This window comes from Pararhizobium sp., assembly GCF_035497515.1.
Taxonomy (GTDB): domain Bacteria; phylum Pseudomonadota; class Alphaproteobacteria; order Rhizobiales; family Rhizobiaceae; genus Pararhizobium.
In genome coordinates this window covers 1-26,796 of record NZ_DATJDJ010000183.1, presented here as the reverse complement: position 1 = coordinate 26,796, position 26,796 = coordinate 1, and the positions used below count along the sequence as shown (strand labels likewise).

Here is a 26,796-nt window from a genome sequence, read left to right as displayed (position 1 = left end):
GGGGTCGAAGATGGCCTATAATGACAAGAAGATCTTGGAGGTCTTGCTCGGCGAGCTGAAAGCCGTACCTGATCGCTGCGAGGGCTACCAAGGGGAGCTGGCCGAATTGCTCGGAGACGTTCTCCAGGCCGAACGAGAACATGCCATCGCGCGCACGAACGTCGTCAAGAAAATCGGCGACCAGGTCAATACCGTGGCCATGTTCCTGCATCGCACGCGGGCGAAAGAGGGCGGAGATCAGGCACAATGAAGCTTCTCCGCGTTCGGGTCGAGAATTTCCGGCTCCTCAAGGACATCCATATCGAATTCGCTGTCGAAACGGAGTCCAACCTCACCGTCATCCGGGCCGCGAACGAAAGCGGCAAGACCACCTTGCTCATGGCGTTACAATGGGGGCTGTTCGGCGATGAAGCGCTCCCGGATCGAGGACGGAACTTCCGGCTCAGCCCGATGGACTCATCGACCGGCACGCGAACCAGCGTGAATGTGTCAGTAGAAGTCGATTACGAGGTTCCTACAAAGACCGGGCCGCGCCGCTATCGACTGCTGCGCTATGTCACCGAGACGGTGAAAGGCGGTGCCTTCGAGCGCGGGTCGGCGAACGTCAAGCTGTTCCAGCTGAATGCGACCGGAACACCACTAGTCGACAATCCCGAAGCTCATATCCGGCCGCATCTGCCGCGCGAGCTGCGCGAGGTCTTCTTCACCGACGGCGATCGCGCGCTCAGCTTCATCGAAGGCAGCCGCGGCGATCAGATGAAGCGCGTCGAGGGCGCGATCCGGTCGCTGCTCGGTCTCGGTGTCGTCGAGGAAGCGCTGGCGCACACGCGCAAGGTCAGTGCGGATCTCAACCAGAAAGTGCGCGCCGACTCGGGTGCGCAGCGCGAGCTGAAGACCGTCTCGGAGAAGCTCTCTGGCTTGCAGGAGCAGACGCCCGAGCTCGAACGCCAGCACAAGGAGGCGAAAGACGCGCGCCTCAAATTGGAGGATCTCGCCGAGGAAGCGGATCGCCGACTGTCAGATGCGCTGCGTAAGGGCAATCGCGAGGAACTCGAAGCCGAACGCAAAAAGGCGGCGGCGGGCAAGATCGCGGCCGAGAAGGATGCGGGCCAAGCGGCGCGCGACCATGCCAATCTGTTCAAGAGCATTCTGCTTGGAAAGGCGCTCCTCGCCGAGCCGTTCGAGAAGGCCAAGGCGGTGCTCGACAAGCTGCACGAGCAGGGCAAGATCCCCGGCGAGACGATCCCGGTCCTTGATGATCGGCTGAATCAACCCCACTGCATCTGCGGCGAGAGCCTCGATCCGAACGACTTGGACGGCCAGCGCCGCCGCGCGCATATTCAGAAGCTGATCGACGACAGCCGGGCCTCGGACGCCATACAGGAGAAGGTGACGGCGCTCTATTATGGCGCGCAGGATCTGCTGCGGCCGATCGAGGGCGACGGCTGGTCGGGCGAATTCAGCGCCGTGTTCGAGCGACGCCAGCGCGCCAACACGCGCTACCGCGATCTGGGCGAGCAGGAAGCGGCGATCGATGCGAAGATCGCCGCGCTTCCCGACGTCGACATCCAGCAGCTCAAGGCGACCCGCGATCGGTATCGCTCGCAGTCCAAGGAGGCCCACGGCAAAGAAATCAAATATGCCGGCTTCCTCGATACCAATCGCAAGGACATCGAGGCGGCCGAGGAGCTGCGCAAGAAGCTGCTCCAGCATGATGAGCGTGGCGCGAAGATCAGCGCCGAACTCGAGGTGGCGCACGATCTGCAGCAGATTCTGACCAACGCGCTCGAGACGATGAAGACGACCGAGCTGCACAAGGTCGGCGAGCGCATGAACACGCTGTTCCTCGATATGATTGGCGCTGATCCCTCGCAGCGCTCGATCATCGCCCGCGCCGAGATCACGCCGGATTTCCGGATCGTCGTGTTTGGTCGCTTCGACAATCCCCTGGACCCATCGCAGGATCTCAATGGCGCGTCACGGCGCGCGCTCACGATCGCCTTCATCCTGGCGCTGACGAAAGTGAGCGAGGTGGAGGCGCCTAACGTCATCGATACGCCGCTCGGCATGATGAGCGGCTATGTGAAGCGCGAGGTGCTACGCCTCGCGGCCGGGCAGAGCTCGCAGCTCATCCTGCTCCTCACCCATTCGGAGATTGCGGGCTGCGAGGATATTCTCGATGAACGCGCCGGCCGCATCTATACTCTGACCAATCCGGCGCACTATCCCAAGATCCTCGTCAACGATCCGGGCGTGAACGACATCGGCGTGCTGCTGTGCGACTGCGACCATCGCGATCATTGCGAGCGGTGCGAACGCCGCGAGGAGCGGCGCGAGTCCGAAGCCGTAGCGGTGGAGGCCTGAAATGAACGCTTTTGCGCCTGTCGATGTCTATCTGCCTGAGAAGTACCAAGACTATTTTCACACATATTGCCTGACACGGACGGAAGGGTCCCGGAACAATCCCGAGGACAGCCCTTTCCCGCGCATGGTCGATATGTGGTTCATGGCGCTCTGCCTGGCCGTGAAAGAAAAGATCAAGCCGGACTTCGATCATAAGGGGCCGACCTACAAGGCCATCAACGGTGACGTCTTCGGGAGCGATCTTTGGCGTTCCAACGCGCTCATGCTGCTCGCCATTGCCCATACCGGCGATGTCCAGGTGACGGACAAACCGCACGAGATGATGCGCGTGGCCAATGCCTATGCCATCGCCGGCTTGCCGCGCCTGATCGCGATTCTGGAAGAACGCGGCGGGGACACCGCCCTCGATTATCTCTCGGACGTCATAGAGGATATGCTCGATGATTGAGCGCCCTGATGGCCCCTATGCGTTGGCGGGGCTTCTCGAATCGCCCGCCCTGCTCGACAAGCGGCAGCGGGGCATCCCATGAAGGTCGCGCAACGGCTCTGGACGATCGAGAAACTCATCGGCCTGAAAGATCGCATAAATCTCAACCCAATTTGGCAGCGCGGTCCCGCGTGGAAGGCCTCGCGCCGTGTCCTGCTGATCGATTCCATTCTGCGTGAGATGGATGTTCCCAAAATCTATCTTCGCAAGCTGCCCGCCGGGAGCCTCTACAGCTATGAGGCCGTGGACGGGCAACAGCGGCTACGCGCGATCTGGGACTTCGTGGCCCCCGCCGACGACGCAGCCGGGTTCGCGCTGAGCGGCGCCGGGGCGCTGGAGCCGATCAACGGGCATGTCATCAACGGCGAGACCTTCGCGGAGCTGGACGTCTCGCTCAAGCAGCAGCTTCGCGGCTTCAAGATCGGCGTTGGGGAAATTGTCAGCGCGACCAATGACGAAATCACGACCCTGTTCGCGCGATTGCAGATGGGGATGCCGCTCAATCCCGCGGAGCTGCGCAATGCCGCTCTGGGGCCGATGCGCAACATCATCCAACTCACCGCGACGTCGCATGAGTTCTTCGCCAACGCGAAGATCAACAATGATCGTTCCAAATATTTCGACTTTGCCAGCCACGCGTTCGCGGTCGCGGCCTGGAACGGAACGCGCGACATCAAATCGACAGATTTGCGAGCGTTGCAGACCGAATATGCCGTGGCCGACATGGAGGACATCCTCGGCCTGTCCTCGAAGGTCGGCGACGCCTTGAATGTCCTGGCGGAGATCGATCAACACACGCGGTTCCGCATCACGCGCAAATGGATCTACGTCGACTTGCTTTGGGTAATCATGCAGCTCCACGAGCAGGGGAAGTCGATCGACGTCGAGAAGATCACGGCAAAATATAACTATTTCGAGGAACGGCGCAGAAAATATACGTCCGAGCCTGACTTGCTACTCAACTCGCGGCGGCGGGATGCCGCGCCGAATGACCGCGCGTTGTACGAATATATCTATGCCTTCCGCACCGACGGCGCGTCCAAGACCAATTTGCAGAAGCGCAACAAGGCGTTGCGAAAGTTCCTCCGGGACGTGGAGGTCGATTGATGGCGTTCGATCCCAAAGATCTGCCACCAGCGCTGGTCGACGAATATCACAAGAATCGGTGCGGGCTCCTCGTGGGCGCTGGCGCGTCAGTGGGGGCAAACCTACCGCAATGGGCGGACCTGTTGCGGGAGATGATCGCCACCGCAAAGGCCAATGTGCCGATCACCGATGCGAAGGCCGCCGAATATGAAGCCCTGATCGGCGCAGGGAAATATTTGATGGCAGCTTCGGGCCTGAAGGCGGATCTCGGGAGCTTTTTCGGAGATTTCATCCGCCGCGTATTCGTGGAATCGAAACCCGCCCCCACCAAGCTGCACGAAGCGTTCCTCAAGCTCGATCGCCTCCAGTTCGTGCTGACGACCAACTATGACACGCTGTTGGAGCGGGCCTGGCGGACTCTCGATGCAGATGTCACGGTCTGCACCTTTCGCGATATTGGCGAGGTTCGACGAAGCCTGTCTCGGCGTGAGTTCTTCATTCTCAAAGCCCATGGCGACGCCACGCGCGCCGGCGATGGCATCATCCTAACTGAACAGGACTATCGCCAGATCCTGTTCAAGGAGCCCGCCTATCAGAACATGCTCGCGACGATGTTCTCGATGTACACGGTGGTCTTCGTCGGCGCATCCATGAGCGACCCCGAAATCAATCTGATGCTCAACTATATCGCCGGCACCTTCGCGCCGGATGCGGGGCCGACGCACTATGCTCTCCTGACCAAGGAGAAGATTACCGAGGTCGAGAAAGAACGGTGGTTCAAGGATTTCAAGATCCGCGTGATCCCGGTTAGCTCCGCCAGCGAGTATGCCGAGATCGAGGAATTTGTGGAGATCCTCGCCGCGCGAGGTGACGCAGGCGCTGTCTAGGGTCTCTGCACATTGCGTCATCCACCCGACCTTGATGCCTCTGGGGACAGGCCGGTCGCCAGTAGCAAACAAGGCGAGCTTCATGCCTCGCGGTGCGGCTGGCCGGCGTCGATGAACCTACTTTAGCTTAGGCCTGCATAGACTCAATAGGAGCGGTTCCGGATCGTCCGACTCCTCAGTCACTCCCGGTCGAGACCTCACTTGCAATTCGATTCCCCGATTCAATCCGGCGCGCGAGCGCTTCGACAAACCCTTGGTAGCGTTCCTTGCCCTGCGCTTGGGCAGCCGCCATCGCATTCTCCGGCAGAGGCGGATTTGCTGTCAGCCAGAACCTGACGAACAGTGCCAAGGCCTCATTCGTCACCTCGATATGAAATTCCAGGCGCTCATTCTGCTTCGTCAGCCGGTCAAGGCGCCGGGTTACGGCGGCCTCCATGCGTTCGGAGCCATCCGGCGACAGGAACGAAGCAATGGCAGCTTCGACGATCGACGCTTGTGTCGCGCGCTTGCGGATCGCGAACTCTGCCAGTTGCCGCGAGATGTCCGGCGGCAGGCGGAACGTGTGCTTGATGCGGTTGCCGGATTTCACAGCGCGATTCCATCATCAGGATCGAGGGATGCCCGCCGAGCATTCCCGCGCATCCGCTCCTGCAACCGCTGATTGCGCGCGGCATCGTCATCGCCTTGTTCGTCATGGTCGAAATCGAATTCCCTGGCGACGGGCTTGGGTGGCGGCGCGATGTCCTCGTGGATGGGCAATTCGGGCTCGGTACGAATTCCAGCATTCTCCGGGTCGGTATCGGGCTGGTCCTCGTGCATCGTTCCGCGCTTCGCCGCCGCAGGCAGCTTGGCGATCATGTCCTGCCAATCGTGAGGCGAGCCCGATTCCTTGCCGACAGCGCTGACCTTGGGCGGAGAGATGATGCGGGCGGCAAGGCGCTTGTCGCGATAATATTGCGCTTTCTTCGCCCGGATCGGATGAGCGCCCGCCATCATCACGATCTCGTCAGTCGCGGGCAGTTCCTGGATCTCGCCGGGGGTGAGCAGCGCGCGGGCGGTCTCGGACCTCGAGATCATCAGATGCCCAAGCCAGGGCGAGAGCCGATGCCCAGCATAGTTCTTCATGGCGCGCAGTTCGGTGGCCGTGCCGAGCGATTCCGACACCCGCTTGGCGGTACGTTCGTCGTTGGTCGCAAAGCACACCCGAACATGACAGTTGTCGAGGATCGCATTGTTTTGGCCATAGGCGTGTTCGATCTGATTTAGGGACTGGGCGATCAGGAAGGCTTTCATTCCGTATCCGGCCATGAACGCCAGTGCGCTCTCGAAGAAGTCGAGCCGCCCCAGCGCAGGGAACTCGTCGAGCATGATCAGCACGCGCTGGCGCTTGGCATCGGGCGCCAGTTCCTCGGTCAGCCTGCGGCCGATCTGGTTGAGCAGTAACCGGATCAGCGGTTTGGTCCGGCTGATGTCGGACGGCGGAATGACGAGGTAGAGCGTCGTCGGACGCTTGGCATCGACGAGATCGGCGATCCGCCAATCGCATTGCCGGGTCACCTGCGCGACAACGGGATCGCGGTAGAGGCCGAGAAACGACATGGCGGTGGAGAGCACACCGGATCGCTCGTTCTCGGATTTGTTGAGCAGTTCGCGGGCCGCGCTGGCGACGACGGGATGCACGCCGCCGTCACCCAGATGCGGCGTCATCATCATGGCCGCGAGCGTGGATTCGAACGAACGCTTGGGATCGGACAGGAATGCGGCAACGCCCGCGAGCGTCTTGTCAGGCTCGGCGTAGAGCACATGGAGGATCGCGCCGACCAGCAGCGAATGGCTGGTCTTTTCCCAGTGGTTGCGCTTCTCGAGGCTACCTTCCGGATCGACCAGCACATCAGCGACATTCTGGACGTCGCGTACCTCGGACGTCCCCCGCCGTACCTCGAGCAGCGGATTGTAGGCGGCGGACTGGGCGTTGGTCGGATCGAACAGCAGCACGCGCGAGAAACTGGAACGGTAGCCCGCGGTCAGTGTCCAGTTCTCGCCTTTGATGTCATGGACGATGGCCGAGCCTGGCCAGGTGAGCAGGGTCGGTATGACAAGGCCCACACCCTTGCCGCTCCGGGTCGGCGCAAAGCACAGGACATGTTCCGGCCCATCGTGCCGCAGATACTCGTTGTTGAACTGCCCCAGCACGACGCCCTTGTCGTCGAACAGGCCGGCAGCTTTGATTTCCTGCCGGTCGGCCCAGCGCGCGGTGCCATAGGTGGCGGCAGTCTTCATTTCGCGGGCGCGCCAGACCGACATGCCGATGGCGGCAATGATGGCAGCAAAGCCTCCTGACGCCGCGATCATCCCGCCGGTGTCGAACACCTTGGGAGCATAGGCATCATAGCTGAACCACCACCAGAAGAAGTCATAGGGCCGATAGACCGGCCAGCCGAACAGGATAAACCAGGGGCGGCCGAGTTCGGGCTGGTAGCCGAGCGCAGAGGCGGCCCATTGCGTTGCGGACCATATCCCGGTCAGCACGAGCAGGAACACGGCGAGGATCTGCCCCCACAAAATCTTGGTCGCGGCCATCACTATCTCCTTTCGGCCATGTCCAATCGCGGTCGGCACATGCTTGCAAGGCCGCGCAGTCTGCCGGCGCAACCTGGCGAAGAACGACGCGGGTTGGCGAAGTGGTCAGGCCTACACCATCACCTACAATCCCAGCGTGCGGCTGCGCGTGAAGCTCCAGTCGACTCCGCCGCGCGCGTTGATCGTGCCGGCCACCGCCTGCCCCAGATGCCGTTCGAGACTGGGACGCCAGGGCACAAGCTGGAATCCCGTTCCATCGTCGATCATCGCAAAGCGGCCCGACGAGAGCGTAACGCGTTCCCGGTAAATGCCGGCCAGATGATCGCCGGGCTGCACGGGGGCGTGGTCCAGCCCCGACCTTGCGGAAATATGTTGGGCCGCGTCGAGCAATTCGCGACCGCGCAGCTCATCGAGCAGGTCTTTGGCAAACACGAACCGCTGGCCGTGCCGCCGGACCAGACCCTCGGTCGCAAGGTGCTCTGACCGGGCGGCAAGGGCATCGCGCACTTCCGCCCCGAACCCACCGGCGGTCTCTACCGGTTCGCGGGATACCAGCTGACGATCCAGCCAGGTCGCGCCCGGCGCCTGGACCTGCTCGGTGAGCGACAGGTCGCAACGAACCGAGAGCGATTGCCGGTCGTTCCCACGACTGTCGCGCCACTGGCCAAGTTCGACAATGGCGCCGGGCTTTGCATCGCTGGTCTGATCGATGTCGCCGAACCGGAGATAGTGGGTTCGCCCATCGGTCGCATCGACTACCGCATAGGCGCTACCGCTCAGTTCATCGTGGAGGCCGCGATCGACCAGGCGCCCGACCACGGGATCGGCGGCAGCTTCGTCATGCAGGGCGAACCGCCCGGTGTCGGGTCGCAGGCCAGTTGCGCTCATGGCGCGATGCATGGTCTTGATGATGTCGCCCCGGATGGAAAGGTCGCGCAGCGTCTCCTCGAGGCCGGGCTTCAAGATCCAGCAGGCGGGATCTGCGCGGTCGGCGAGGCCAAGGCGTTCCAGCTTGGCAGCCCGGCCGAGCAAATGATTGTGATCGGTGCGGTGATAGCCCGATGGATTTGGTCGCAGGTCGACCACACCACCGTTGTCATCGGCCATGCGCTGCAGCGAGCGGTCGAGACCGGTCCAGCGTTCCGCCTCGACCTCGCGGGCGATGGCGCGGGCGATCTCTCGTTCGCTGCGCGGCCCCAGTTCGACCGTGGCCCGCTCCTCGGCGCGCGATCGAAGCCCGGAGCGGATATAGTCGCGGTCGATGACGATGTCCTTGCCGTCCTCGGCGCGGCCCCGGATGAGGATATGGACGTGGGGATTGTCGGTATTCCAGTGATCGACCGCCACCCAGTCGAGCCGGGTGTCGAGATCACGGGCCATGTCATCCATCAGTTCGCGGGTGAATGTCCGGATGTCTTCCAGCTCGGCGGCATCCTCGGGCGAGACGATAAAGCGGAAGTGGTGGCGGTCGTCTTCACAGCGGCCAGCAAAGGCACCTCCATCGGCAGCGTCGGACCGGGCGTCGAATAGCCCTGCGTCCTTGCCGTCGCGGGTAACGCCGTCGCGCTTGAGATAGGCTATATGCCGCGCGAGCGGCGCTGCCCGGAAGCGCGCACCCTTGTGCCGGACCACGCGCGCCTTGACGATGACGCGCCGGTTGGTCGCTCGGAAACGTGCCGAGAGCCCGGCGCGCCGGCCGCGCGCGGTCCGCCCTGTTCCGGAATGTGGCGATCGTGCGAGGTGGTGCCCGCCTTTCATCGAATAGCTGACGACCTGGCCGACGAACGATTGCGCGCGTTTCCCGCTGCCACTGCCCCGGCTGCGCCCCTTGCCGGGACGGACATGAAAATCGTCGTCACCCATCACGGCGATGCTGCGGAATTGCGGTCGTCAGCTGCGGACGGCGCGTTCCTCTCTGAAAACATTGCGGAAATTGACAGGAGAGCCAGCAGGCCGGTCAGAGCGACGGCTGGAATTATCGCTTTGTTCCAATCACCTGCACCCACACCGACGGCGGCGCTTTTATCTGGCCATCGCAATACCCCCTTCCTGCCTTCCCACCTCAATCCCCTCCTTCGCCCGCTATTCCACGCCGCGACGCGCCAGAGGGCGAACAAGGCGGTCATTGCGAACCGCCCCCCGAAACGGGCGCGAAGAGGCCGCTCAGCGGAGCATTGGGAGCTCGAATTGGTCGCGGAGGCGCGGCGGCTGCGAAGCTGCCGGATGCGCCGTCACTGCTGTCCGAACGCGCGGCGAACAACTGGCTCTGCGCCCAGGATAAGCGCACCGATTGCATCGGCGATGCGCTTGCGACGACCGTCGCCGTGCTCGCCGTTTGCAGCAGGGGTGCGATCTTGGCGACATAGGCGCGGGTTTCGGTGGGGAGCGGCCTGCCGCGATCTCGCCAGTCCTCGTAGCGCCCCGGACCAGTGTTGTAGGCCGCGAGCATGCCGGTTGCGCCGTAGCGGTCGTACATCTCGCGAAGATAGGCGGTGCCCGCTATGATGTTGTCGTGCGGATCGAAGGGATCGCTGCCGAGCCCAATCCGGGCGCGCTGGCGCGCCCAGGTTGCGGGCATGAGTTGCATCAACCCCATCGCGCCTACGGGTGAAACCGCACCGATCCGGCCCGCGCTCTCGGTGCGCATCACGGCGTAGATCCAGCTTTCCGGAATGCCGAAACGCTGCGAGGCTTCGGCGACTTGGCCTGCGATATCGACGCTCCGAGGTGATGCCTGATCGGCCGCGACCTGCCCGAAGGCAGGCGCGTTACCGATCAGGCTGAATGCCAAGACGAGGAAGGCGATAGGGGTGAGCTGCCGCATCGTTCAGCTCGCTGTTTCGCGTTTGGTGGGCCGTGACCAGACCAGAACGTGACCGTTGTTTTCGCCCTGGAACAGGTTGGCGCGCAGCGGCTGGGTGAACATCGGATCGTCGATCTGGATCGCAACATAGTCACCGGCCTTCTCGCCGACATGCTTCCAGCCTGCGCCGACCTCGCGCGCTTCGTCGCCCGATCCCGCAATCACCCGGAAGTCCGGTGCATTCTCGCTGTCCGAGTTGTCAGCCAGAACGAACACAAGATCGATGTCGAGCGTGAGCGTGGTTATGTGCCCGGCAAAGCCGCCATCGGCGGCAACAAATAGCCCGATACGCATCAGTCAGTCTCCTTCGGTTGGTGAACTTGGGGGCGGTCTGGTGGGTGATTCCGAGAGCGGATCGGCGAACCACCTGTGGTCGCCGTCACCCGCTTCATCGGTCCAGACGGGCGTCGCGCGGCCGATGACGTCGGCGATGCGCAGCACGCCGAAATAGCGGCCGTCGAAGCTGTCGGGCGCAGCAGGGTTCATCAAGAACAGCTCGCCAGAGCGCAGCGTGCGGCAACCGAACCATGCTGGAAGCGGACGACCGTGGCGGTCGCGGTCTCGCGCAGTGCCAGCGCGTGTGCCGTCGATGGTCACTACGTGACCGAAACTGCACACGCGCTGGCCGCTGACCGCAGCAATGCGCTTGAGCAGCGGCACGCCTGCGGGAAGATAACCGCGCCGCGCCATCAGGTCGCGCAAGGCGGGCGGCGGTTCGATCGCCACGCGCTCGCCGACGTGCAGGCTGGCCTTGCCTCGGATCGCGTAAAGCCCCGTCGGGACCGATGCGCTCGCGTTCCACACGGCGTAGCGGGACACCGGCACGGTGAGCGTCGCGAGTGTGGCAGCAGCCACCAAGCCTGCGAGCAGGTAACGCCGCCGGATCACGACAGCAGGTCCTTGCGCTGGAGCCAGGCGCGGTGCCGCGCCGGCGCATAGGCGCGAGGAACTTCGCGCGCGGCCATCCGGTTGTGGATGTGTCGCCAGTGATCGGGCGCGACCTCGCAGGGGTCGATGCTAGATGCCTCGATCGCATCGATCAGGCGGAACACCTGCGCCACCTTGGGCCAGCCATGGACGGCGAGCAGGACCTCGCCGCCGGGATCGACCTGCGTAACTGGCGTGACCGGTTCACGCGGCTCCATGGCGCGCACGATGTCGAGCGAAGAGCGGATCGTGCCATATTCGTTGCTTGCCCAGCGCACGAGGGCGAACACCTGGCCCGGCGCATAGCTCTCGATGCGCTCGCTGCGGCTGACGATCCGCTCGCCGACGGGCTTGCCGAACTTGAGCCAGTCTTCGTGTTTGCCTTCGCGCCAGAACAGCGTGACGTGGGTCAACGGCGGACTGTCATCCGCCCTCGTCTCGGCAGGCAGGCGAGGCGGCGCTGCACTGTCCGTCCACAAGCGCGGTGACGTTAGCAAGAATCCGAAGGATTCTTTGTTAGCTAAGTTAAGGGTGCGGGAACGGCAGATTTTCTGCGGGTTTGCGGGGCATTTCGGTTCCCGATAGTCCGAACTTTCGGTTCCTGATCGTCCGAGTCTGGCGGTTCCTGATAGTCCGTGTTGCATCACGAGATATCCACAGGCTGAAAGCCGACTCGGCGCATCGCGGCGTCGAACGGATCGAGGGGGATGGAAACGAAGTTCAGCCGTTCGCGGCCGAGCGCGTGATCGAGGCTGAGATTGTATCCGGGCAGCGCCTGACGGCGGACAATGTCGCGCAGCTCGAACGCGAAGCGCTTGGGCGGCGAGAGAGCGCCCGACTTCATGTGCAGGTGCTGGAAGTCGAAGCTCCAGCCACCTTTCTGCTTGCCGCCATGCTTGCGCACGAGCCGGTAAAGCCAGCGTTCGAGGCCTCCGGTCAGGGCAAAGTAGGCGGGGTCGATGGTCAGGACGAGTGCCCGGTCGAGCACCCCTTCGTAGAACCAGTCCGGGATGATCATCTCGATGCCCGTCGTTCGGCCCGCGCCGTCGAGCCGCTCTTTCCACTCGTTGATCCAGCTGAACCGGTGCCGCCTCCGCGCGTCACGTTGGCGGATCGAGGTGGCGATCGTGGTCGATTGCAGCCGGTCGAGCCCGGCTTTGAGCCGCTCGTAGCTTGCCTTGCCGGTGCCGCGCCGGGTGAAGGCGAGGATCTCGTGCGGGGTTGCGGCGATGAGCCGCGAGGTCGCGCGGCCCGCATCGCGAGCCTCGACGATCTGACTGGCGACCCAGATGAGCACGTCGGCGTCCCAGATGGTCGCCATCCCGTGTTCTGCAGTCGCCTCGACGAGGATCGACACTTCGCCCATCCGGAAGTCGATCGGACGCACCCGCTTGGTCTTGGCGAGGCTGAAAAATGGCCAGGCCATCAGATCCTGCGCGTCACGCGCGGCGATGTCGCCGCCAGCGCTGACGAACAGATCGAGCTGGCGGTTCTCGACCGGGAAGTGAGACAGTCGCGACACGGCCGACCTCAGCGGCGCACCGGCGGCGTATAGCCGTCGAGCCGCTTGGCCGGATGGACGATGCCCTTGCCGGGATCGCTGGTCGAACGGCGCAGGCCCTGTTCGGCCCAGGCATCGAGGTCTTCGACCGAGTAGACGATCCGTCCGCCGAGCTTGCGATAGACCGGGCCCGTCCCGAAGCAGCGATGCTTCTCAAGCGTGCGGGCGGACAAACCCACATGCACGGCGGCATCGGGTGTCCGCAGGAACCTGGCTATGACGGGAGTGGGTCGGGCATCCATGGGCGGCCTCCGCTTGGTATCGACCAAGACGGCGGGCTGCCGCTGGTCGCAGGCAGCAATGGCGAAGGCGGAACGCCAGGAGGGAGTGACAGAATATGCAGCGCGAATTCTGTCACCCCGAAGTGCGATTGGCTCAATCGTGGCGGAGCAATTTGCGGTAACCGCTCGTCACCAGGCGGCGCGCGTCGGCGATCAGCCGCAGCGTGTGCCGTCGTTCGCCCGAACCTTTCCAGGTCGCACCCGCTAGTGGGCGATGCCGCGGGAAGACCAAGCCGAAGGCGAGGTCGTGCGGCGACATCCCCGCAAACATCCCGTCTTGAATATCGAGCAGCAAGGCAAGCCGTGACCGCCGGTAGGCGGACGGCGAGGCCGCACGGTCCGGCCCGAGGCGAAGCCCGCGCGTCGCCCGCTCAAAGCGGGTAGCGGCGGCAAGCCGTGTAGCGGCACACTGGTCATTCTGGATGATGAGGCAATCCGGGCACTGCGGCAGCGCGGCACGAAGGCACAGTCGCAGTCGTGCCGTGCCCTTTGCGGCAACCAGATAGTGCTCTTGTTCGCCGACCGCGTCGACCAGCGGTTCAAAGCCCGGCAATAATGGGATCGCTGCGATGTCGGGAGTTGCCAGTACCACCACGTCGGGTGCGGCAAGTGGTGACCAGAGTGCGGGGCTGGTGCGTGGATCGGCATCCGGCAAGGTGGGGAAAGCTCAGCCCCCACCGCCCGGCCAGACCCTCCTCTTCTTTCTGCACAGAAGCAGGATCCTCAGCGATCCTGTCCTGTGTCTCAGCATGATCGAGGCGGTAGCTGGCATTGCGATTCAGGAATTCCTGCGCAAAGTCCGCATAATCATGGTCCCGGTACTTTTCAGCGGCTGAAGGCGACCGCCAAGAGATTCCCCCAGACATGAGACCTCCGCGATGCACAGGCGAATAGGCCAAGCATCAAGTCTTTGTTTGGTATGGGAAACTCGGAAGTAACGAAGTTTGCAGAACTCTATCCGGACTCGCGAAGTAATTCGGAGCAACAAGCTAGGGCAAATTCCACAGCAATTTGCGGTCTCGTCACAAGTTGCGTGATTTTTCCAGCAGGTGCCGATACCCGTGGGTAGTCATCCAACGGGCACGGCCAAGATGACCATCGTAAACCCGGCGAGATCGATCGGGCTCAGCCGCCGGGTCAAGGCGGAAAACGATTGCGGCGACTTCGCGCCAGTCCGCACCCTCATCTGCGGCATCAAGTATCCGCAAATACGTGATAAAATGACGCTCATCGTATGCCGTGATGTGCTCATCGGCGGGCGGGGCGTCGTCAAATGGCGGTGTCGTCATGGGCCGAGCCTTTGTTTCGACTCCTTTCACGCAGTTTTACACTTAGCACGAAAGCAGCTCCATATTGGTGAAAACCTGGCTTCTCCCCGATTGCGGAGGTTGCCCTGCGCAATATGGGATAAGTAGTCGAACCATGGGGGCGGTCCGTCCATGCGACCGATCAAAGTTTTCGCGTATTATAATACGTAGCACGGAGATACGCGACGGGTTTCTAAGCTGCGGATGGATATCCGCAAATTGTTCGGCGACAATGTGCGCCACTACCGGCTTGCCGCCGGGCTCAGCCAGGAAGCGGTGGCCGAGCGTATGGGTGTCGACCGCGCCTATGTCAGCATGATCGAGCGTGGCGGGCAAAACGCGACGCTGCTTTCGATCCACGAGACAGCCCAGGCCCTTCATGTCAAACCTGCCGATCTTCTCGCTGATCCGCCACACGGCGCTGGGGGATGAACACGGCGAAGCCCCGCCCGGCGGTGCCGGGCGGGGCCTGTCTGGGGGGTCAGTCGCCGTTGGTACGGCGGGCGCGAGACCAGATCAGGTTGAAGCTCTTGCCGTCTTCGTCGTCGAACAGGTTAGCGAAGATCGGGGCGGTGAAGCTGGGATCGTCGAGCTTGACCGAGAGATAGTCGCGGCCTTCGTTCGAACGCTTGGTCCAGGCGGCGCCGATTTCCGCGCGGCCGACAAAGACCCGGTGCGACGGCGCGTTGTCGTTGTCGCTGGCTTCGGGGACGATGCGGACGTTCTTCTGCTGCACCGACATGGTGACGATCTCGCCCTTGTATTCGTTGCCGGTCTTGGTGAAAGTTCCGATGTTGGCCATGATCAATTCCTTCAAGTTACTCGAACCCGCGCCCATCGCGGCCTCGATGGCTGGTTGAAGGCAGGGGCTTGCGCCCGCTGCACCCGCAGGGCCGGAACGGACGTGTAGGACGCGGGGCCGGCGGGTTTCTTGCCTCGCGAGGAATGGGTCGCAGACCCAGGGGAAGAAACCGGGCGGACCCGCGTTGCAGCAAGGGATCAAGAGGCGAAGCCATCCCCTGCCAACCAAAGCCATTGAAGAGGTCGCATTGGGCTCGGGTCGCACTTGAGCTGGAAATCCATGGCTCTTTATCGGACCCCACAGACCGGCGCTGGAAATAATGGGGGCCAGCCCGGCTTTGGTGTCCGCAGTTACGCCCGCACACCCGTATTGCGGCATCGCAAAACCGCTTGTCACCCTTCTCCCGGAATTGCGCTTGCTCGGGTCGCCAATCCAGCTTCGGCCATGGCCCAGCGGTCTCGTCCGTCAGGTGGGATCCTGGGGCCGCCTTGGCAGTCACATGGCTTGATTGCGGCCAGACCCACCCTGATCCACCGCTACCCCGTCCCGGCTGGCCCTGATCGGGTACGCCCCGTCCGGCACCGCCGGGCGGGGCTTCGCGTGAACGTCGTCAGCGGGCAGAGTGGCTCCACTGCGCCCATGAAGTCGCAGCGATCACGCCGCCGCCGATCAACGAAACGACCGTGGGCCAGATGCTGACGGGCATCGTCGCTGCGGCGATGCCATGGACCGCGTGGTAGCCAGCGATGGCCGCCGGCATGGCAAAGACGAGACCGATGGCGCCGCGGGCAAGGTCGGAACGAGCCAGACCGAGCGCGATCTGGGCAAGTGCAATGGTTGCGATGGCAGCCAAGGTCGCCGCGACCAGTGCGGCAACCAAGCCGTGGTCAGAATGGTAAGTGACCGATGCGGCAGCGAAACCCACGAACAGAGGCAGAGCATGCACCGAGAGGCGAAAAAGCAGCGCGCAGCACATGTAGACTGCGACAATTACGAGGGTGAAACCGATCAACATGGCGTCCTCCTTGGAACCAAGGGTAAGGGACGCGCTCTCCACCTCCACCGCAGCGCAATGTGCTTGGACTTGATAGCAGACATGCGAACGGGCCGGAATACCCTTTGGGCATCCGGTCTGTCCGGCAAGCGCGTTGTGGCGCGGTCAGGGATTGAACGGGTCATATTCGCGAACGATGCTGCTGGCATCGCCATCGAATTCTGCCGTGGGAACGGCAGCGTAGCCATTGCCGGCGTGGAACAGGGTGACGCAGACCATCAGGGTGCGAGCGAGGCTCCAGGCGTGACGCTGTGCGATGGTGAGTGACATGTTCGAGCTCCTGTCTCGGAGCAGGGACCATCCCCGCTCGACAGGCCCCGGACGGACGGCGCAAAGCCGCAATCACCACGAAGGCTGTAAGCCGCAGTGGCCGCACGCGCAGCGTAGCGGACCCCTTGCGGGTTGATTGAAGGAGGATTTGGGTCGGCCAACGGATTGGCCTTTGAAAGCGGGTGGGCTCTATGCTTCGAGTTGGATCGAAGTTTTGGCTACGTTAGTTGCAGCCAGTCCCAACCCAGCCAAGCCACCAACCAAAGCGCAAGTGCGAACCCAATCGGCTTGATTATGGAAAGAAACGACGCCGTGACAAACGTGCGTGCTCCGAACCCAGCTATTCCAAACACGGCGCTCCAACCGGGCGCCTTCCGAAATTTGCCATCCTCACCTCGATTGCAAACTTGGCGTAGCAACCAAATCCGCCATCGTTCACCCAGTGTTGCTTCCATATCAATGCTTGAGACATGAGCGTAAGCGACCAAAATCTTGAGATCTCGCTCCAGCCCTTCGGCAATTTTTATACCGCTGGTAGCGCCGATCTGGAGGAAGATGTGATCCTCAAATGTTCGAGCCAAGTCTGATTTGGCCGGATAGAGGATGGTCGCAAATCCAATATCACCTAAGCTGTACACTATGGTTGGGCCATTTTCGGCTGCGGTCTTCGATCGGTCGGTCGTCAGCCGAAACATCGAGCGATTGCCAAAACTCAACTGAAGTGTGTCAGGATTAGATCGATCAATCCAAAAGTTATAAATGCGTTCAAGTTCGTTGAAACCCGAAACCTGTCGAGCTCTTTGCTGAATTTCTTCATCGCTTAGGCTCTGGAGGTATGCGATTTCGTGCCGCATGTCGCGCCGACGCTGCCACGTTGCCAGGAGCGGATCGCGTTGTGGTTCTGGTGTTTGTGCATTCATAGAGGCCTATTCGAGCTAAAAGCGGGATTATTCAATGGCCCAAACAGAAATCCCCATCTTGCGCGCCTTGTCGGTCAGGTTGGCGTTAATGCCATTGCCAGGACAGGCAACGATGGCCTTGGGCAACGCCTGAAGCATCTGATCATTACGGCGAAACGGTGCAGCCTTCTTGAACCGCTCCCAGTCGGGACGGAACGCGATGTGGGTGATCTTGCGCGCCCGTGCCCAGAGCGAGGCGATATGTTCGCCGCCGGTCGGGTTGCCGCCGTGAAAGAGGACCATGTCGGGATACTTGGCGAGAACCTTGTCGAGCACGGCCCAGATGCGATTGTGATCTTCGTAGGCCGGGCCAGAGGTGAATGCGATGCGGGTGCCGGACGGCAACATCGGTTCTGTCTCTGAACGGCGCTTCGCGGCAAGGAAGTCGCGGCTGTCGATCATGGTAGCGGTCAGGGTGCGGTGATTGACGAGTGAGCCAGTGCGCGGGGTCCAGGCCTTGCGGAAATGGGCTTCAAACTGGTCCGAGGCGGCATCACGCATGAACTCCATGGCGTTGCGGCGCTCGATCAGCCCGATGCCTTCGCGGATCAGTCGTTCGAGTTCGACCGATTTGACCTCGGAGCCATCCTGCTCGCGCTGGCTGCGCTTCTGCGCATCTTCATTGTCGTCGAGTTCACGGCTTATGCGGCCCTCGGCACGGTGGAACAGATTGCCGAGCGACCAGCACAGGTCTTCAAGATCGGGCTCGAGCCTGGTGTCGAGCATCGTGGCGATCAGGGCGTTGAACATGTCGGCGACAGCGCCGGCAGCGATGCGTTCGTCGGGAAGTGGTCGCGGGTCGGCTTCGTCCGAGAAGGGGCGGTAACCGTAGAGGGCGATTTCTTCGAGGAGATGGCCGGTTGGCGAGGTTTCGTGGTCGGGTTCGTCAGGGAACGTCATGGGGATGATCCTGGGTTCGCAGACCGGGCACCTTGCCCGGCCTTCACGGCGATCCCTCTGACCGGCAGCGGCGAGGCTGCATCCCTTTGGACCGAAGCGCAGCGGAGGATGGCGGGCGGCGGCTATTTTGGATCGCGATGGAAAGGCGCTTCAGCGCCGCCGGAAAATAGCCGCGGACCGCCATTGCAGCCTCGCCGCTGCCGGTCCCTCGGATCGCGCCTGAAGGAAGGCCGGGCGCGCCCGGTTCGGATAGCCGGTCGCCTTGACCGTACCCGCACACCACCCGTTTCCCGTCTCGGCCAACCTCAGCCTTCGATGAACCTGCAGCGATCGGCCTCGTGCAACTGGGCAATGACCCGCGCTCTCAAGGCGGACGCTCCGTGTTGGCGCAAATCGTCGTTGAAGTCCCCCAGCGTTGGCATGAGCGAGACCAGTTCGATCCCTGCTGCCTGTGCTCGGTCCGAGAGTATCGCAAAAGCGCCGTCGCCAGCCTTGTCCCGGTCGCGGGCGACATAGACGCGTTGCAGAAAAGGTGGGAACTGGGCGGCGGCAAGGTGGGCGGAGGATGTGGCGGCGATCATGGGCATGGCGGGCAGGAGCTCACGCAGCGACAGGACAGTCTCGATGCCTTCGCCTGCGACCATGATGTCCTCGGCCAAGCCAAACCGTATCGCGTGCCCGAGAATATTGCCCATCGCGCGGCGCGGCGATGCGACGGCTGCTTTTGTCGATCCGCTTGCGTCTAGCCAGGTGCGATGCGTGCCGGTCTGCACGCCGTCTCCATCAGTCACCGCCGCGATTAGTGCCGGGAAACTGCCGGGCGTACCGGGAAGGTCGTCCTCGTTTGCCCGGTAGTAACATCGGGGGTGGAAACGCAGGGCTGCAAGTTCATGGACGCGGATGATGCCGCGTGCTGCAAGATAGGATGCCGCAAGGGTGCCAACGAGCGGCTTCGAGGCCGCGAACAGACGCCGCGCAGCGGTTGGCGAACCAACACGGGCGGGCGGTGGTTTGGCGGTTCGATCAGGGTCGATTTCGACCGATGGCGGCAGGGACAGGAACTTCTCGGCTTCGTCGATGGTCTCGGAGAGGCGGCCATGCCGCTGGTTCAAGCGAATGAGGTCGACAAGATCACCATGTTCTCCGGTCGCCGCATCGACCCAGTTGCCAATTCTGCCGCGTTCCGTCTCGAACAGGCGCACATAAAGGCTGCGCCCTGGCGCGCCTGCCACATCGCCGACCATCCAGTACCGCCCCTCGCGGCGACCTGCGGGGAGGTAATGGCGGCAGACGGCCTGAACATTCTGTGCGAGCCGCTCCGACAGTTCGCCCGCGCGGGTTGAAAGCGTGCCCATGTCAGGCCGCCTTCCGGTCAAGGATGCGGGTCAGGGGATGGCGGGCCAAAAGCCGCTCCATCACCTCGCTGCCGAGGGCTGTATCGTCGGGCACAAACAGCCGCAGCTTCCAGTTGATGATTTCGGAAAACAGCCCCATCGCCTTGAGGCGGTCGACGGCGGTTGGACCGAACCCGGTGAGTTCGATCCGATTGACCTGCATCAGACGCGAGCGGCGCAGTTGCAGGCCGTCGGTCAGACTGATTACGGTGTGCCCTTCGCGCAGCAGCGCCAAAGCTTGCGTCGGAGCAAGTTGCGGGGTGTCGGCGCTGACGGCATTCGCCGCCCATGCTGGGGACACGCGGCGGCCAACGATGGCGGTCCCCTCGTCAGTTCGCAACCGATAGACCCGGGTCGATTCCTCCGGCAGCTGCTTCCAGATCGGCAGCAGCAGCCCGGTGACGATATGCAGTTCGCTGGTATCGAACTCGGGCACCTGCGCAATTTCCGCTGCCCACGCGGCCCGGAATTCTGCCTCGTCGGCGGGCTCCCAACTGGTCTCTGGCAAATGGGCGACCGACAGATAGAGCTTCTCCATTGGCCGAATCAGGCGCACGCGCCGTTCGATCTCGCCGTCGTCGAGCATCAGGCTGCGGGCAGGCAATTGCACGGCGGCGCGCCTCGAGCGGGAATTGACGAGCAACTTTGCGCCGGGCTCGCGCAGGAGCTCCAGCGCCTTTTCGATCGTCACCGGCTGGTTGCGCTCCCGCACCGCGATCGTGAGCAGGCGGGTTTCAGCACCAGTCGAAGGATGGGTGTAGATGGTCTCGCTGTGGGCGACGGTGAAACTGTCGGCGGTGAGCGTTTCCAGCCCGACGTCGTAGGTGCCGCTCGCCATCGCGCTTTCGACCTTGGCACTGAGCAGTTGCTCGAACGCGGTGAACAGCACGTTCTGCATCGCGATGGTCAGCGCCAGCAGCCGGTTGAGGAAGGTCGTGATCGGCGGTAACTCATCCTTTAGGCTCCCGCTGCCATCGGTCAGCGACAGGCCGGTCAGGCTCTCGAAAAGCCCGAGCGAGCACCCTGAGACCTTGCCCGCATAGATCAGCAGGTAGAGCTGGCGCAGTGCATCGCGGGCGTAGGGACTTTCGAGATTGTCCTCCGGCCTGAACAGGCCTTGCCCGCCGGTCTGGCGTTGCCCCCGCGTGATGGCGCCCAGTGTGTCGAGCCGCCGCGCGATGGTCGAGAGGAAGCGCTTCTCGGCCTGGACGTCGGTGGCGACCGGGCGAAACAGCGGTGGCCGCGCCTGATTGGTGCGATTGGTGCGCCCGAGTCCCTGGATCGCGGTGTCGGCCTTCCAGCCTGCTTCGAGCAGGTAGTGATGCCGCAGCCGCTGGTTACGGCTGCCAAGATCGGCGTGGTAACTGCGCCCCGTGCCGCCGGCGTCGGAGAAGATCAGGATATGCTTCCTGTCCTCCATGAAAGCCTGTGCTTCAGCGAGATTGGCATGGGCGGGCCGGTTTTCGACCAGGAAGCGCGTCCCATCCGCATCGACCTTGCGGACGATTCGGCGCGAGCGACCGGTGACCTCGGCGACCATGTCGGTGCCGAACCGCTGGACGATCTGGTCGAGCGCGCCATGGACCGGCTCCATCGATGCCAATTGCTCGATGAGCCGATCGCGCCGTTCGAGGGCATCGCGGCACTGGATGGCATTGCCATCACCGTCATAGGCAGGCCGCGAGGCAAGGTTGCCGTCGCCATCGGTGAACGGTTCGTGGAGCTGTGTCGGGAAGCTGTGCAACAAATAGTCCAGAACGTATTCTTTGGGAGTTACGTCGCACTGGACATCGTTCCATTCGCCGGGATCGATCTCGGCAAGCCGCCGCGACAGCAGGGCTTCACCGGTCGAGACGATCTGCACCACGGACGCATGACCATCGGTCAGCCCCTGTTCGATGGCCCGGATCAGCGTCGGGGTCTTCATCGCGGTGATGAGGTGGTTGAAGAAGCGCTGCTTGGCGCTTTCGAAGGCCGAGCGGGCGGCGGACTTGGCTTGGGCATTCAATGTGCCATCTGCGGCGCTGGTCACCCCTGCGGCTTCGAGCGCGGCGTCAAGGTTGTTATGGATGACCTGGAACGCGCCAGCGTATGCGTCGTAAATGCGAACCTGATCCGGGGTGAGCTGATGTTCGATCAGCTCGTATTCGATGCCTTCGTAGGACAGCGACCGTGCGGAGTAGAGACCGAGCGCCTTGAGGTCGCGGGCCAGCACCTCCATCGCTGCCACCCCGCCCGCTTCGATAGCCGCAACAAAATCGGTGCGCTTGTCGAAGGGAAAGTCCGCGCCGCCCCAAAGGCCAAGCCGCTGCGCATAGGCAAGGTTCTCGACGGTGGTTGCGCCGGTTGCCGAGACATAGAGCACCCGGGCATCCGGCAGCGCGTGCTGGAGGCGCAGCCCGGCACGGCCCTGCTGCGAAGGGGCCACATCCCCGCGTTCGGACTTGCCGCCACCGGCATTCTGCATCGCATGGCTCTCGTCGAAGACAATGACCCCGTCGAAGTCGGTTCCGAGCCAATCGACGATCTGCTGAACGCGGGAAACCCTGCCTTCACGCGCGTCGCTGCGTAGCGTGGCATAGGTTGTAAAAAGGATGCCCTGCTCAAGCCGGATCGACGTGCCTTGTCGGAACCGGGCGAGCGGGGTGACCAGCAAGGGTTCCTGCCCCAACGCCCGCCAGTCGCGCTGGGCATCCTCAAGCAGCTTGTCGGACTTGGAGATCCACACCGCGCGTCGGCGGCCTTTCAGCCAGTTGTCGAGGATGATCCCGGCAACCTGGCGACCCTTGCCCGCGCCGGTGCCATCGCCAAGGAACCAGCCCTTGCGGAAGCGGACGGTGATGTCGCATTCGTCCGGCGCGGCATCGACCTTGTCGAAGGTCGCATCGACGGTCCAATTTCCAGCCAGATGTTGGCCATGCGCCTCACCTGCATAGATCACCGATTCAAGCTGGGCGTCCGACAGCAGGCCTTGTTCGACCAGGCCAACAGGCAGGTGTGGGCGATAGTTCGGTTTGGGCGGTGCAACCGAAGCCATGGCGGCGGATTGCACCAGCTTCGTGGGATGCGGCAGCGCCCCCGGAATGCGCAAGGATTGCAGCGTGTAGGGCTCGTAAAGCGTTTCGCTGAGGCGGGCCGATACCTCGTCTGTCCAGTCGGCGACCTCGTAGTCGAGCAGCACGCCGGTCGATTCGGCCGGTGCCACGACTGCAAGTCTGGGCCGTGGTGCAGCAACCCGGCGCGATGCGGCTGGCCGGAGAGCGGGAAGTTTCTCGGCAGCGAGAGCGGCGCGAGGCGGCAGGTAATCGATCAGCCAGCGCAGCAGGGTCGCAAGGTCGGGCGCAGCGCCCGGGGGCACCGGGAAGGAGGTCGGCTTAGCGGCGGGCAGCTTGTCGATCACCGTCAACCGGGTTTGGATGCTCGTGCCGTGGGGCGCGAAGACCGAGCCGGCGATCGGCGCGGAGAACACCACGCGGGCTTGTTCCTGAAGCCGCACGAACCCGTCGCGCCACGCTCTGTGCTCGGGCGAGCAGTTCGCGCCGGTGATGGCGACGAGACGCCCACCGGGTGCGAGCCTCGCCACGGCCGAAGACAGGTGGCGGAATGCAGCATCAGCCACGCGCGTCTCGACGCCAACGGCGGCAGAAAACGGTGGGTTCATGACGATGCAGCTCGGCACCGTGCCGGGATCGAGCCGGTCGTGGATCTGCGCGGCGTCGTGCGTGGTCACCGTAGCGGTGTAGAAGAGCTGGCGTAGCAGCGCGGCTCGCACATCGGCCACCTCATTCAATGCCAACCTGCTCGCACCAAGCTCGGCCTGAATGGCGAGCAAGCCCGTGCCCGCCGATGGCTCGAGCACCAGTTCGCCGGGCACGAAGCTTGCTGCAAAGCCCGCGACCCAGGCCAGCCCCAACGGCGTCGAAAATTGTTGGTAGGCCTGCATTTCCTCGCTGCGCCGGGTCTGCATCGGGGTAAGCCGGGCAATCCGCTCGACAAGTTTGAGCCGTTCGAACGGGTCGGCGGTCCTGGCATGGACGGCCGGGCCATAGCGCCGCAGGAACAGCAGTTGCGCGATCTCGACCGCTTCGTAGGCAGCCTTCCAGTCCCAAGCTCCCGCGGCATCGCTCGCGCCGAACGCCGACTGCATGGCGGTGCGGATGGCTGGCGTGTCGATGCGGCGACCGGCGGCGAAGTGCCCGAGCAGATCATAGGCGGCAAGGATGATCGAAGCTGCGGTTTGCTCCGGGCATTGGGCGGACAGCGGGCGCAAGAAAGCACCCGCAGCAAGCGAGTTGGTCATTGGAAATATCCTTTTGAAAATGGTTTGGGGGTCGGCGCCGCTCAGGCGGGCGGGACGTAGGCGTCGTAGGGATTGCCGGGGGCGAGGTGACCGAACGGGGTCATGACATAATCGCCCTCCTCGCGGCCGACGGCGCAGAGCAAGTAGCGGGTCTCACCGCTCTCGACCTCGGTGCATTCCATCAGCGCCAGATCACCGGCTTTGGCCGCTTTCACCAGCGTCTCGAAGTTTGTGCGGGCATAGTCAGGAATTGCCATGACTGATCTCCCCGTTGGCTGAGGCATCGGCGTAAAAGCGATCGAACAGGGTGTGGGTCGATTCAGAGCGGATCGCGGCGCCCGTGATCAGCATGGCGAGTCCGCCAAATCCGTCGGGGCGCATCTTCGAACAAGTGAACGCCATAGTGACGGTCAGGTGATCGAGGTCGGGCGAGCGGCGCACGATGTCCTGCAGTACGTCCGGCCACAGGTCGCCGCACATGTCGAGATCGATGTCATCATCGCTCGGGATCGCATCGGGCTGTTCGTCGATCAGCTTCTGCGCCAGGCGGCTGGTTTCAGGTGTGGCCGCATCAAGTGCAGCCCGGACCTCCTCGGCAGACAGCGAGATCAGGTCACACGCTCCGTCTTCGCTGAAGTAGTAGGCCGTCTCGCCATTGATTTCCTCGCTGAAGACCTGCGCAAGGAACAGGCGTTCGATTGGCAGCATTGCGACAAGCGGAATGAACGGTTCGACCACCGTCGGTGTCATATAGTCAGCCATAGTCTGGCTCCTTCAATGTCCGGAAATGGGCGCGGGACGGCGCGCGTGCCGCCCCGCGCATGAGCGTCATTCGGCAGCTACTGCGTAAGCGTCGTCGTGCTCGTGCAGATCGAACGGACCGTCCTCGGCTAGGAAATCGGGCAGATCGGCGACTTGCTCGTCGGTCTCGGGCGCCGCTTCGGCTTGCGGCAGTCGAAGCGGTTCGGGGAGCCAGCCCGTGCCTGCAAGCAGGCGTTCGGCCTCGCGCGCCATGTCGCCCCTCTTGAGGTGCTCGATCAGCACAGCCGTGGCATCGCCCTTGGCTTCGCGCACAGCCTCGATGATCCGGGGCTTGGTGACGCGGCCGAGGTAGTTGTCGACCGTCGGCGCCCAGCCTGCTTCAGCCATGTCGAGCCCAACCACTCCCGCCAAGGCATCGGCGGCGGCGATCCGCTGCGCAACCCCGTGCGCGGAGATCCGACCGTCGTAGCCCTTGGTCGCCTCGAACAGCGCGTTGACGCCGAGCGAGACGCAGTGGGCGAGCAGCACCATCTGCTCTTCGTGGGCCATGGTTGCGAGTGCCAGCCACAGCTCATCGGGATCGCTCGGCAGCCGATCAGCCCATTGCTCGTGCCGCTGCTGGATCGACTGGCTCCACACCGTCTCGCGCAGGTTCGGGGCGGCATTGCCAAGCCATGCCTGGGTGACGCCGATCTGCACGCAGCCAGCCTGCCCGTGCGTCCGGAACACTGACAGGCACAATGCGTGCAGCAAGGCGAGGAATGCTGCATCGGGCGCATTGGCCAGCGCTTCCCGCAGTGCCAGAGTGCGCTCGGCAGTCAGTTCGGACACGAGCCGATCGGGCAGCGGACGGATGGCATCGTCGTCGTCATCGCCCTGTTCGCCGGTCTGCACCTGGCCGCCGACGCTAACCGTCGGGCCGTTGGGAGCAATTCCGGCAGCCTGGCATTCGCCGTCATCAGCACCATCAGCGGCCGGTTCATCCTCCGCGCGAACGTAGCCCCGATCGATCCGCAGCCGCCCATCGTGCGACAGCGACACGAACACGCCTGCGCGTGCCTGTTCCTCAGGATCGTAAGTGACCGGACGCTGGGTGAGCGCGGTGATCCCGGCGTCGATCTCGGTCAGCCGCGCATCAACCTCGTCGGGCAGGTCGCCGCCATCCTGGTACTGCTCGCCAAGGCCGTCATATTCCTCGACCAGCGCGTCGAGTCGGGTCTGCTCATCGTCGGTCAGTGGAACGGTGGTGCCGGTGATCCGGCGCTTGCCGCGCTCGCAGCCGTAGGGCAGATCAATCGCCGCTTCGACCCACTTCCAGCCTTCGGCGCCGATTTCCTCAGCTGTGGTTGTCAGCTTCGCGTTGACGAGCTGTTCAACAATCGCCGGGTCCTGCAGCCAGCCATCCTGGTCCGACGAGAACAGGTCGTGCATCACATAGCCGCCAGCTTCGACATAGGCGTCGAGCCCGATGAACCGGACCCGGCGATCGCTGGCCGGAATGGCATCCTCGGTCAGCAGGCGGCGGATCTGGTGGGCGGAGGGCTGGTAGGTCTGCTTGAGCTGCTCCCAGACCTGTTCCTGGCGGGCATGGTTCTCATTGACCGTGAAGGCCATGAGCTGTTCCAGCGACATGCCATCATCGCCGTAGATTTCGAGCAGGCTGGGTGCGACCGACGCAAGCCGCAGGCGCTGGCGCACGGTCGAGACCGAGACGAAAAAGCGGGCTGCGATGTCATCCTCGCTGAGGCCCGCGTCGATCAGGGCGGTGAAGGCGCGGAACTGGTCGAGCGGATGCAGGCCGACACGCATGACGTTTTCGGCGAGCGAGTCTTCCTCGGCGATACCGGCCTCGCGCACCACGCAGGGGACGGGCTGGTCCTTGGCCATCCGCTTCGATTTGACCAGCAGTTCGAGCGCGCGGAAGCGGCGGCCGCCGGCGGGAACCTCGAACATGCCGGTTTCCTGGCCATCCTCACCGACTACGGGCCGGACATTGAGACTCTGGAGCAGGG

At 63.4% G+C, this 26,796-nt stretch carries 28 protein-coding genes; 6 read left to right on the top strand and 22 right to left on the bottom strand.

Annotated features, from left to right (window positions below; all coding sequences use genetic code 11):
- Positions 1 to 10 precede the first annotated feature (10 nt).
- The 5 genes from VL202_RS19640 to VL202_RS19620 all read left to right on the top strand — a co-directional run bounded on the left by VL202_RS19640 (position 11) and on the right by VL202_RS19620 (position 4,824).
- Positions 11 to 250, top strand: coding sequence for a hypothetical protein (locus tag VL202_RS19640; RefSeq protein WP_325465762.1), 240 nt, complete (start codon positions 11 to 13; stop codon positions 248 to 250).
- Positions 247 to 2,364: an AAA family ATPase gene (locus tag VL202_RS19635; RefSeq protein ID WP_325465761.1), complete on the top strand. Its 2,118-nt coding sequence runs from the start codon at positions 247 to 249 to the stop codon at positions 2,362 to 2,364. Before VL202_RS19640 ends, VL202_RS19635 begins: the two co-directional genes overlap by 4 nt.
- A gap of 1 nt (position 2,365) precedes the next feature.
- Positions 2,366 to 2,812, top strand: a complete 447-nt coding sequence (locus VL202_RS19630) for a hypothetical protein (protein ID WP_325465760.1) — start codon at positions 2,366 to 2,368, stop codon at positions 2,810 to 2,812.
- Positions 2,813 to 2,890: 78 nt separating this feature from the next.
- Positions 2,891 to 3,958, top strand: a complete 1,068-nt coding sequence (locus VL202_RS19625; protein ID WP_325465759.1) for a DUF262 domain-containing protein — start codon at positions 2,891 to 2,893, stop codon at positions 3,956 to 3,958.
- Positions 3,958 to 4,824 (top strand): SIR2 family NAD-dependent protein deacylase, encoded by an 867-nt coding sequence (locus VL202_RS19620; RefSeq protein ID WP_325465758.1) that lies wholly within the window; start codon positions 3,958 to 3,960, stop codon positions 4,822 to 4,824. Before VL202_RS19625 ends, VL202_RS19620 begins: the two co-directional genes overlap by 1 nt.
- 175 nt (positions 4,825 to 4,999) lie before the next feature.
- Here the strand turns inward: VL202_RS19620 and VL202_RS19615 are convergent, their stop codons facing one another.
- The 12 genes from VL202_RS19615 to VL202_RS19565 all read right to left on the bottom strand — a co-directional run bounded on the left by VL202_RS19615 (position 5,000) and on the right by VL202_RS19565 (position 14,325).
- Complete coding sequence (locus tag VL202_RS19615) at positions 5,000 to 5,413, bottom strand: CopG family transcriptional regulator (protein WP_325465757.1); 414 nt, start codon at positions 5,411 to 5,413, stop codon at positions 5,000 to 5,002.
- On the bottom strand, positions 5,410 to 7,404 hold the full coding sequence (locus tag VL202_RS19610; RefSeq protein WP_325465756.1) for a conjugal transfer protein TraG: 1,995 nt from the start codon (positions 7,402 to 7,404) through the stop codon (positions 5,410 to 5,412). Before VL202_RS19610 ends, VL202_RS19615 begins: the two co-directional genes overlap by 4 nt.
- A 123-nt stretch (positions 7,405 to 7,527) precedes the next feature.
- Positions 7,528 to 9,267 carry a relaxase/mobilization nuclease domain-containing protein gene (locus tag VL202_RS19605; protein ID WP_325465755.1) on the bottom strand — a complete coding sequence of 580 codons (1,740 nt, stop codon included), beginning with the start codon at positions 9,265 to 9,267 and terminating at the stop codon, positions 7,528 to 7,530.
- A gap of 259 nt (positions 9,268 to 9,526) precedes the next feature.
- On the bottom strand, positions 9,527 to 10,228 hold the full coding sequence (locus VL202_RS19600) for a lytic transglycosylase domain-containing protein (protein ID WP_325465754.1): 702 nt from the start codon (positions 10,226 to 10,228) through the stop codon (positions 9,527 to 9,529).
- Between the two features lie 3 nt (positions 10,229 to 10,231).
- Complete coding sequence (locus VL202_RS19595) at positions 10,232 to 10,561, bottom strand: DUF736 domain-containing protein (RefSeq protein ID WP_325465753.1); 330 nt, start codon at positions 10,559 to 10,561, stop codon at positions 10,232 to 10,234.
- Between the two features lie 3 nt (positions 10,562 to 10,564).
- On the bottom strand, positions 10,565 to 11,155 hold the full coding sequence (locus VL202_RS19590) for a S26 family signal peptidase (protein ID WP_325465752.1): 591 nt from the start codon (positions 11,153 to 11,155) through the stop codon (positions 10,565 to 10,567).
- Positions 11,152 to 11,607, bottom strand: coding sequence for a DUF2840 domain-containing protein (locus VL202_RS19585; protein WP_325465751.1), 456 nt, complete (start codon positions 11,605 to 11,607; stop codon positions 11,152 to 11,154). The genes VL202_RS19590 and VL202_RS19585 overlap by 4 nt, the downstream gene beginning before the upstream one ends.
- Positions 11,608 to 11,837: 230 nt before the next feature.
- A complete protein-coding gene (locus VL202_RS19580) occupies positions 11,838 to 12,707 on the bottom strand; it encodes a replication initiator protein A (RefSeq protein ID WP_325465793.1) in 870 nt (289 codons plus the stop codon).
- A 17-nt stretch (positions 12,708 to 12,724) separates the two neighbouring features.
- Complete coding sequence (locus VL202_RS19575; RefSeq protein WP_099185576.1) at positions 12,725 to 12,997, bottom strand: helix-turn-helix transcriptional regulator; 273 nt, start codon at positions 12,995 to 12,997, stop codon at positions 12,725 to 12,727.
- 133 nt (positions 12,998 to 13,130) lie between these two features.
- Positions 13,131 to 13,691 (bottom strand): DUF2285 domain-containing protein, encoded by a 561-nt coding sequence (locus VL202_RS19570; protein ID WP_325465750.1) that lies wholly within the window; start codon positions 13,689 to 13,691, stop codon positions 13,131 to 13,133.
- Positions 13,576 to 13,902: a transcriptional regulator domain-containing protein gene (locus VL202_RS26010; RefSeq protein ID WP_414692906.1), complete on the bottom strand. Its 327-nt coding sequence runs from the start codon at positions 13,900 to 13,902 to the stop codon at positions 13,576 to 13,578. The genes VL202_RS19570 and VL202_RS26010 overlap by 116 nt, the downstream gene beginning before the upstream one ends.
- A gap of 156 nt (positions 13,903 to 14,058) precedes the next feature.
- Positions 14,059 to 14,325, bottom strand: coding sequence for a DNA -binding domain-containing protein (locus VL202_RS19565; RefSeq protein WP_325465749.1), 267 nt, complete (start codon positions 14,323 to 14,325; stop codon positions 14,059 to 14,061).
- A gap of 222 nt (positions 14,326 to 14,547) precedes the next feature.
- Here VL202_RS19565 and VL202_RS19560 point away from each other — a divergent pair, with 222 nt between their 5' ends.
- On the top strand, positions 14,548 to 14,775 hold the full coding sequence (locus VL202_RS19560) for a helix-turn-helix transcriptional regulator (protein ID WP_325465748.1): 228 nt from the start codon (positions 14,548 to 14,550) through the stop codon (positions 14,773 to 14,775).
- A gap of 49 nt (positions 14,776 to 14,824) precedes the next feature.
- Here the strand turns inward: VL202_RS19560 and VL202_RS19555 are convergent, their stop codons facing one another.
- The 10 genes from VL202_RS19555 to VL202_RS19510 form a co-directional block, all read right to left on the bottom strand.
- Complete coding sequence (locus VL202_RS19555) at positions 14,825 to 15,145, bottom strand: DUF736 domain-containing protein (RefSeq protein ID WP_099185574.1); 321 nt, start codon at positions 15,143 to 15,145, stop codon at positions 14,825 to 14,827.
- 610 nt (positions 15,146 to 15,755) lie between these two features.
- Positions 15,756 to 16,160: a hypothetical protein gene (locus tag VL202_RS19550; protein WP_325465747.1), complete on the bottom strand. Its 405-nt coding sequence runs from the start codon at positions 16,158 to 16,160 to the stop codon at positions 15,756 to 15,758.
- A gap of 144 nt (positions 16,161 to 16,304) precedes the next feature.
- Positions 16,305 to 16,469, bottom strand: a complete 165-nt coding sequence (locus tag VL202_RS19545; protein WP_325465746.1) for a hypothetical protein — start codon at positions 16,467 to 16,469, stop codon at positions 16,305 to 16,307.
- A 218-nt stretch (positions 16,470 to 16,687) separates the two neighbouring features.
- Positions 16,688 to 17,389, bottom strand: coding sequence for a hypothetical protein (locus tag VL202_RS19540; protein WP_325465745.1), 702 nt, complete (start codon positions 17,387 to 17,389; stop codon positions 16,688 to 16,690).
- A 27-nt stretch (positions 17,390 to 17,416) separates the two neighbouring features.
- A complete protein-coding gene (locus VL202_RS19535; RefSeq protein ID WP_325465744.1) occupies positions 17,417 to 18,328 on the bottom strand; it encodes a DUF2493 domain-containing protein in 912 nt (303 codons plus the stop codon).
- A 305-nt stretch (positions 18,329 to 18,633) separates the two neighbouring features.
- On the bottom strand, positions 18,634 to 19,683 hold the full coding sequence (locus VL202_RS19530; RefSeq protein ID WP_325465743.1) for a DUF7146 domain-containing protein: 1,050 nt from the start codon (positions 19,681 to 19,683) through the stop codon (positions 18,634 to 18,636).
- A gap of 1 nt (position 19,684) precedes the next feature.
- The gene (locus VL202_RS19525; RefSeq protein WP_325465742.1) at positions 19,685 to 24,022 is read right to left on the bottom strand and encodes a strawberry notch family protein; all 4,338 of its coding nucleotides are present in this window, start codon (positions 24,020 to 24,022) and stop codon (positions 19,685 to 19,687) included.
- Between the two features lie 41 nt (positions 24,023 to 24,063).
- Positions 24,064 to 24,279: a DUF6117 family protein gene (locus VL202_RS19520; protein WP_325465741.1), complete on the bottom strand. Its 216-nt coding sequence runs from the start codon at positions 24,277 to 24,279 to the stop codon at positions 24,064 to 24,066.
- Entirely contained in the window at positions 24,266 to 24,772 is a 507-nt protein-coding gene (locus VL202_RS19515; RefSeq protein ID WP_325465740.1) for a hypothetical protein, read from the bottom strand. The genes VL202_RS19520 and VL202_RS19515 overlap by 14 nt, the downstream gene beginning before the upstream one ends.
- Before the next feature lie 78 nt (positions 24,773 to 24,850).
- Positions 24,851 to 26,796: DNA-binding protein (locus VL202_RS19510; protein ID WP_325465739.1), on the bottom strand; the 1,946-nt coding region annotated here is incomplete at its 5' end.

Excerpts from the sequence above, each read along its gene's own strand:
- VL202_RS19565 (WP_325465749.1), bottom strand. The coding sequence starts at position 14,325 with ATGACGACACCGCCATTTGACGACGCCCCGCCCGCCGATGAGCACATC.
- VL202_RS19515 (WP_325465740.1), bottom strand. The coding sequence starts at position 24,772 with ATGACACCGACGGTGGTCGAACCGTTCATTCCGCTTGTCGCAATGCTG.
- VL202_RS19560 (WP_325465748.1), top strand. The coding sequence starts at position 14,548 with ATGGATATCCGCAAATTGTTCGGCGACAATGTGCGCCACTACCGGCTT.
- VL202_RS19530 (WP_325465743.1), bottom strand. The coding sequence starts at position 19,683 with ATGGGCACGCTTTCAACCCGCGCGGGCGAACTGTCGGAGCGGCTCGCA.
- VL202_RS19640 (WP_325465762.1), top strand. The coding sequence starts at position 11 with ATGGCCTATAATGACAAGAAGATCTTGGAGGTCTTGCTCGGCGAGCTG.
- VL202_RS19550 (WP_325465747.1), bottom strand. The coding sequence starts at position 16,160 with ATGTTGATCGGTTTCACCCTCGTAATTGTCGCAGTCTACATGTGCTGC.
- VL202_RS19625 (WP_325465759.1), top strand. The coding sequence starts at position 2,891 with ATGAAGGTCGCGCAACGGCTCTGGACGATCGAGAAACTCATCGGCCTG.
- VL202_RS19600 (WP_325465754.1), bottom strand. The coding sequence starts at position 10,228 with ATGCGGCAGCTCACCCCTATCGCCTTCCTCGTCTTGGCATTCAGCCTG.
- VL202_RS19610 (WP_325465756.1), bottom strand. The coding sequence starts at position 7,404 with ATGGCCGCGACCAAGATTTTGTGGGGGCAGATCCTCGCCGTGTTCCTG.
- VL202_RS19525 (WP_325465742.1), bottom strand. The coding sequence starts at position 24,022 with ATGACCAACTCGCTTGCTGCGGGTGCTTTCTTGCGCCCGCTGTCCGCC.
- VL202_RS19620 (WP_325465758.1), top strand. The coding sequence starts at position 3,958 with ATGGCGTTCGATCCCAAAGATCTGCCACCAGCGCTGGTCGACGAATAT.
- VL202_RS19595 (WP_325465753.1), bottom strand. The coding sequence starts at position 10,561 with ATGCGTATCGGGCTATTTGTTGCCGCCGATGGCGGCTTTGCCGGGCAC.
- VL202_RS19555 (WP_099185574.1), bottom strand. The coding sequence starts at position 15,145 with ATGGCCAACATCGGAACTTTCACCAAGACCGGCAACGAATACAAGGGC.
- VL202_RS19535 (WP_325465744.1), bottom strand. The coding sequence starts at position 18,328 with ATGACGTTCCCTGACGAACCCGACCACGAAACCTCGCCAACCGGCCAT.
- VL202_RS19520 (WP_325465741.1), bottom strand. The coding sequence starts at position 24,279 with ATGGCAATTCCTGACTATGCCCGCACAAACTTCGAGACGCTGGTGAAA.
- VL202_RS26010 (WP_414692906.1), bottom strand. The coding sequence starts at position 13,902 with ATGTCTGGGGGAATCTCTTGGCGGTCGCCTTCAGCCGCTGAAAAGTAC.
- VL202_RS19605 (WP_325465755.1), bottom strand. The coding sequence starts at position 9,267 with ATGGGTGACGACGATTTTCATGTCCGTCCCGGCAAGGGGCGCAGCCGG.
- VL202_RS19630 (WP_325465760.1), top strand. The coding sequence starts at position 2,366 with ATGAACGCTTTTGCGCCTGTCGATGTCTATCTGCCTGAGAAGTACCAA.
- VL202_RS19540 (WP_325465745.1), bottom strand. The coding sequence starts at position 17,389 with ATGAATGCACAAACACCAGAACCACAACGCGATCCGCTCCTGGCAACG.
- VL202_RS19545 (WP_325465746.1), bottom strand. The coding sequence starts at position 16,469 with ATGTCACTCACCATCGCACAGCGTCACGCCTGGAGCCTCGCTCGCACC.
- VL202_RS19575 (WP_099185576.1), bottom strand. The coding sequence starts at position 12,997 with ATGGATGCCCGACCCACTCCCGTCATAGCCAGGTTCCTGCGGACACCC.
- VL202_RS19635 (WP_325465761.1), top strand. The coding sequence starts at position 247 with ATGAAGCTTCTCCGCGTTCGGGTCGAGAATTTCCGGCTCCTCAAGGAC.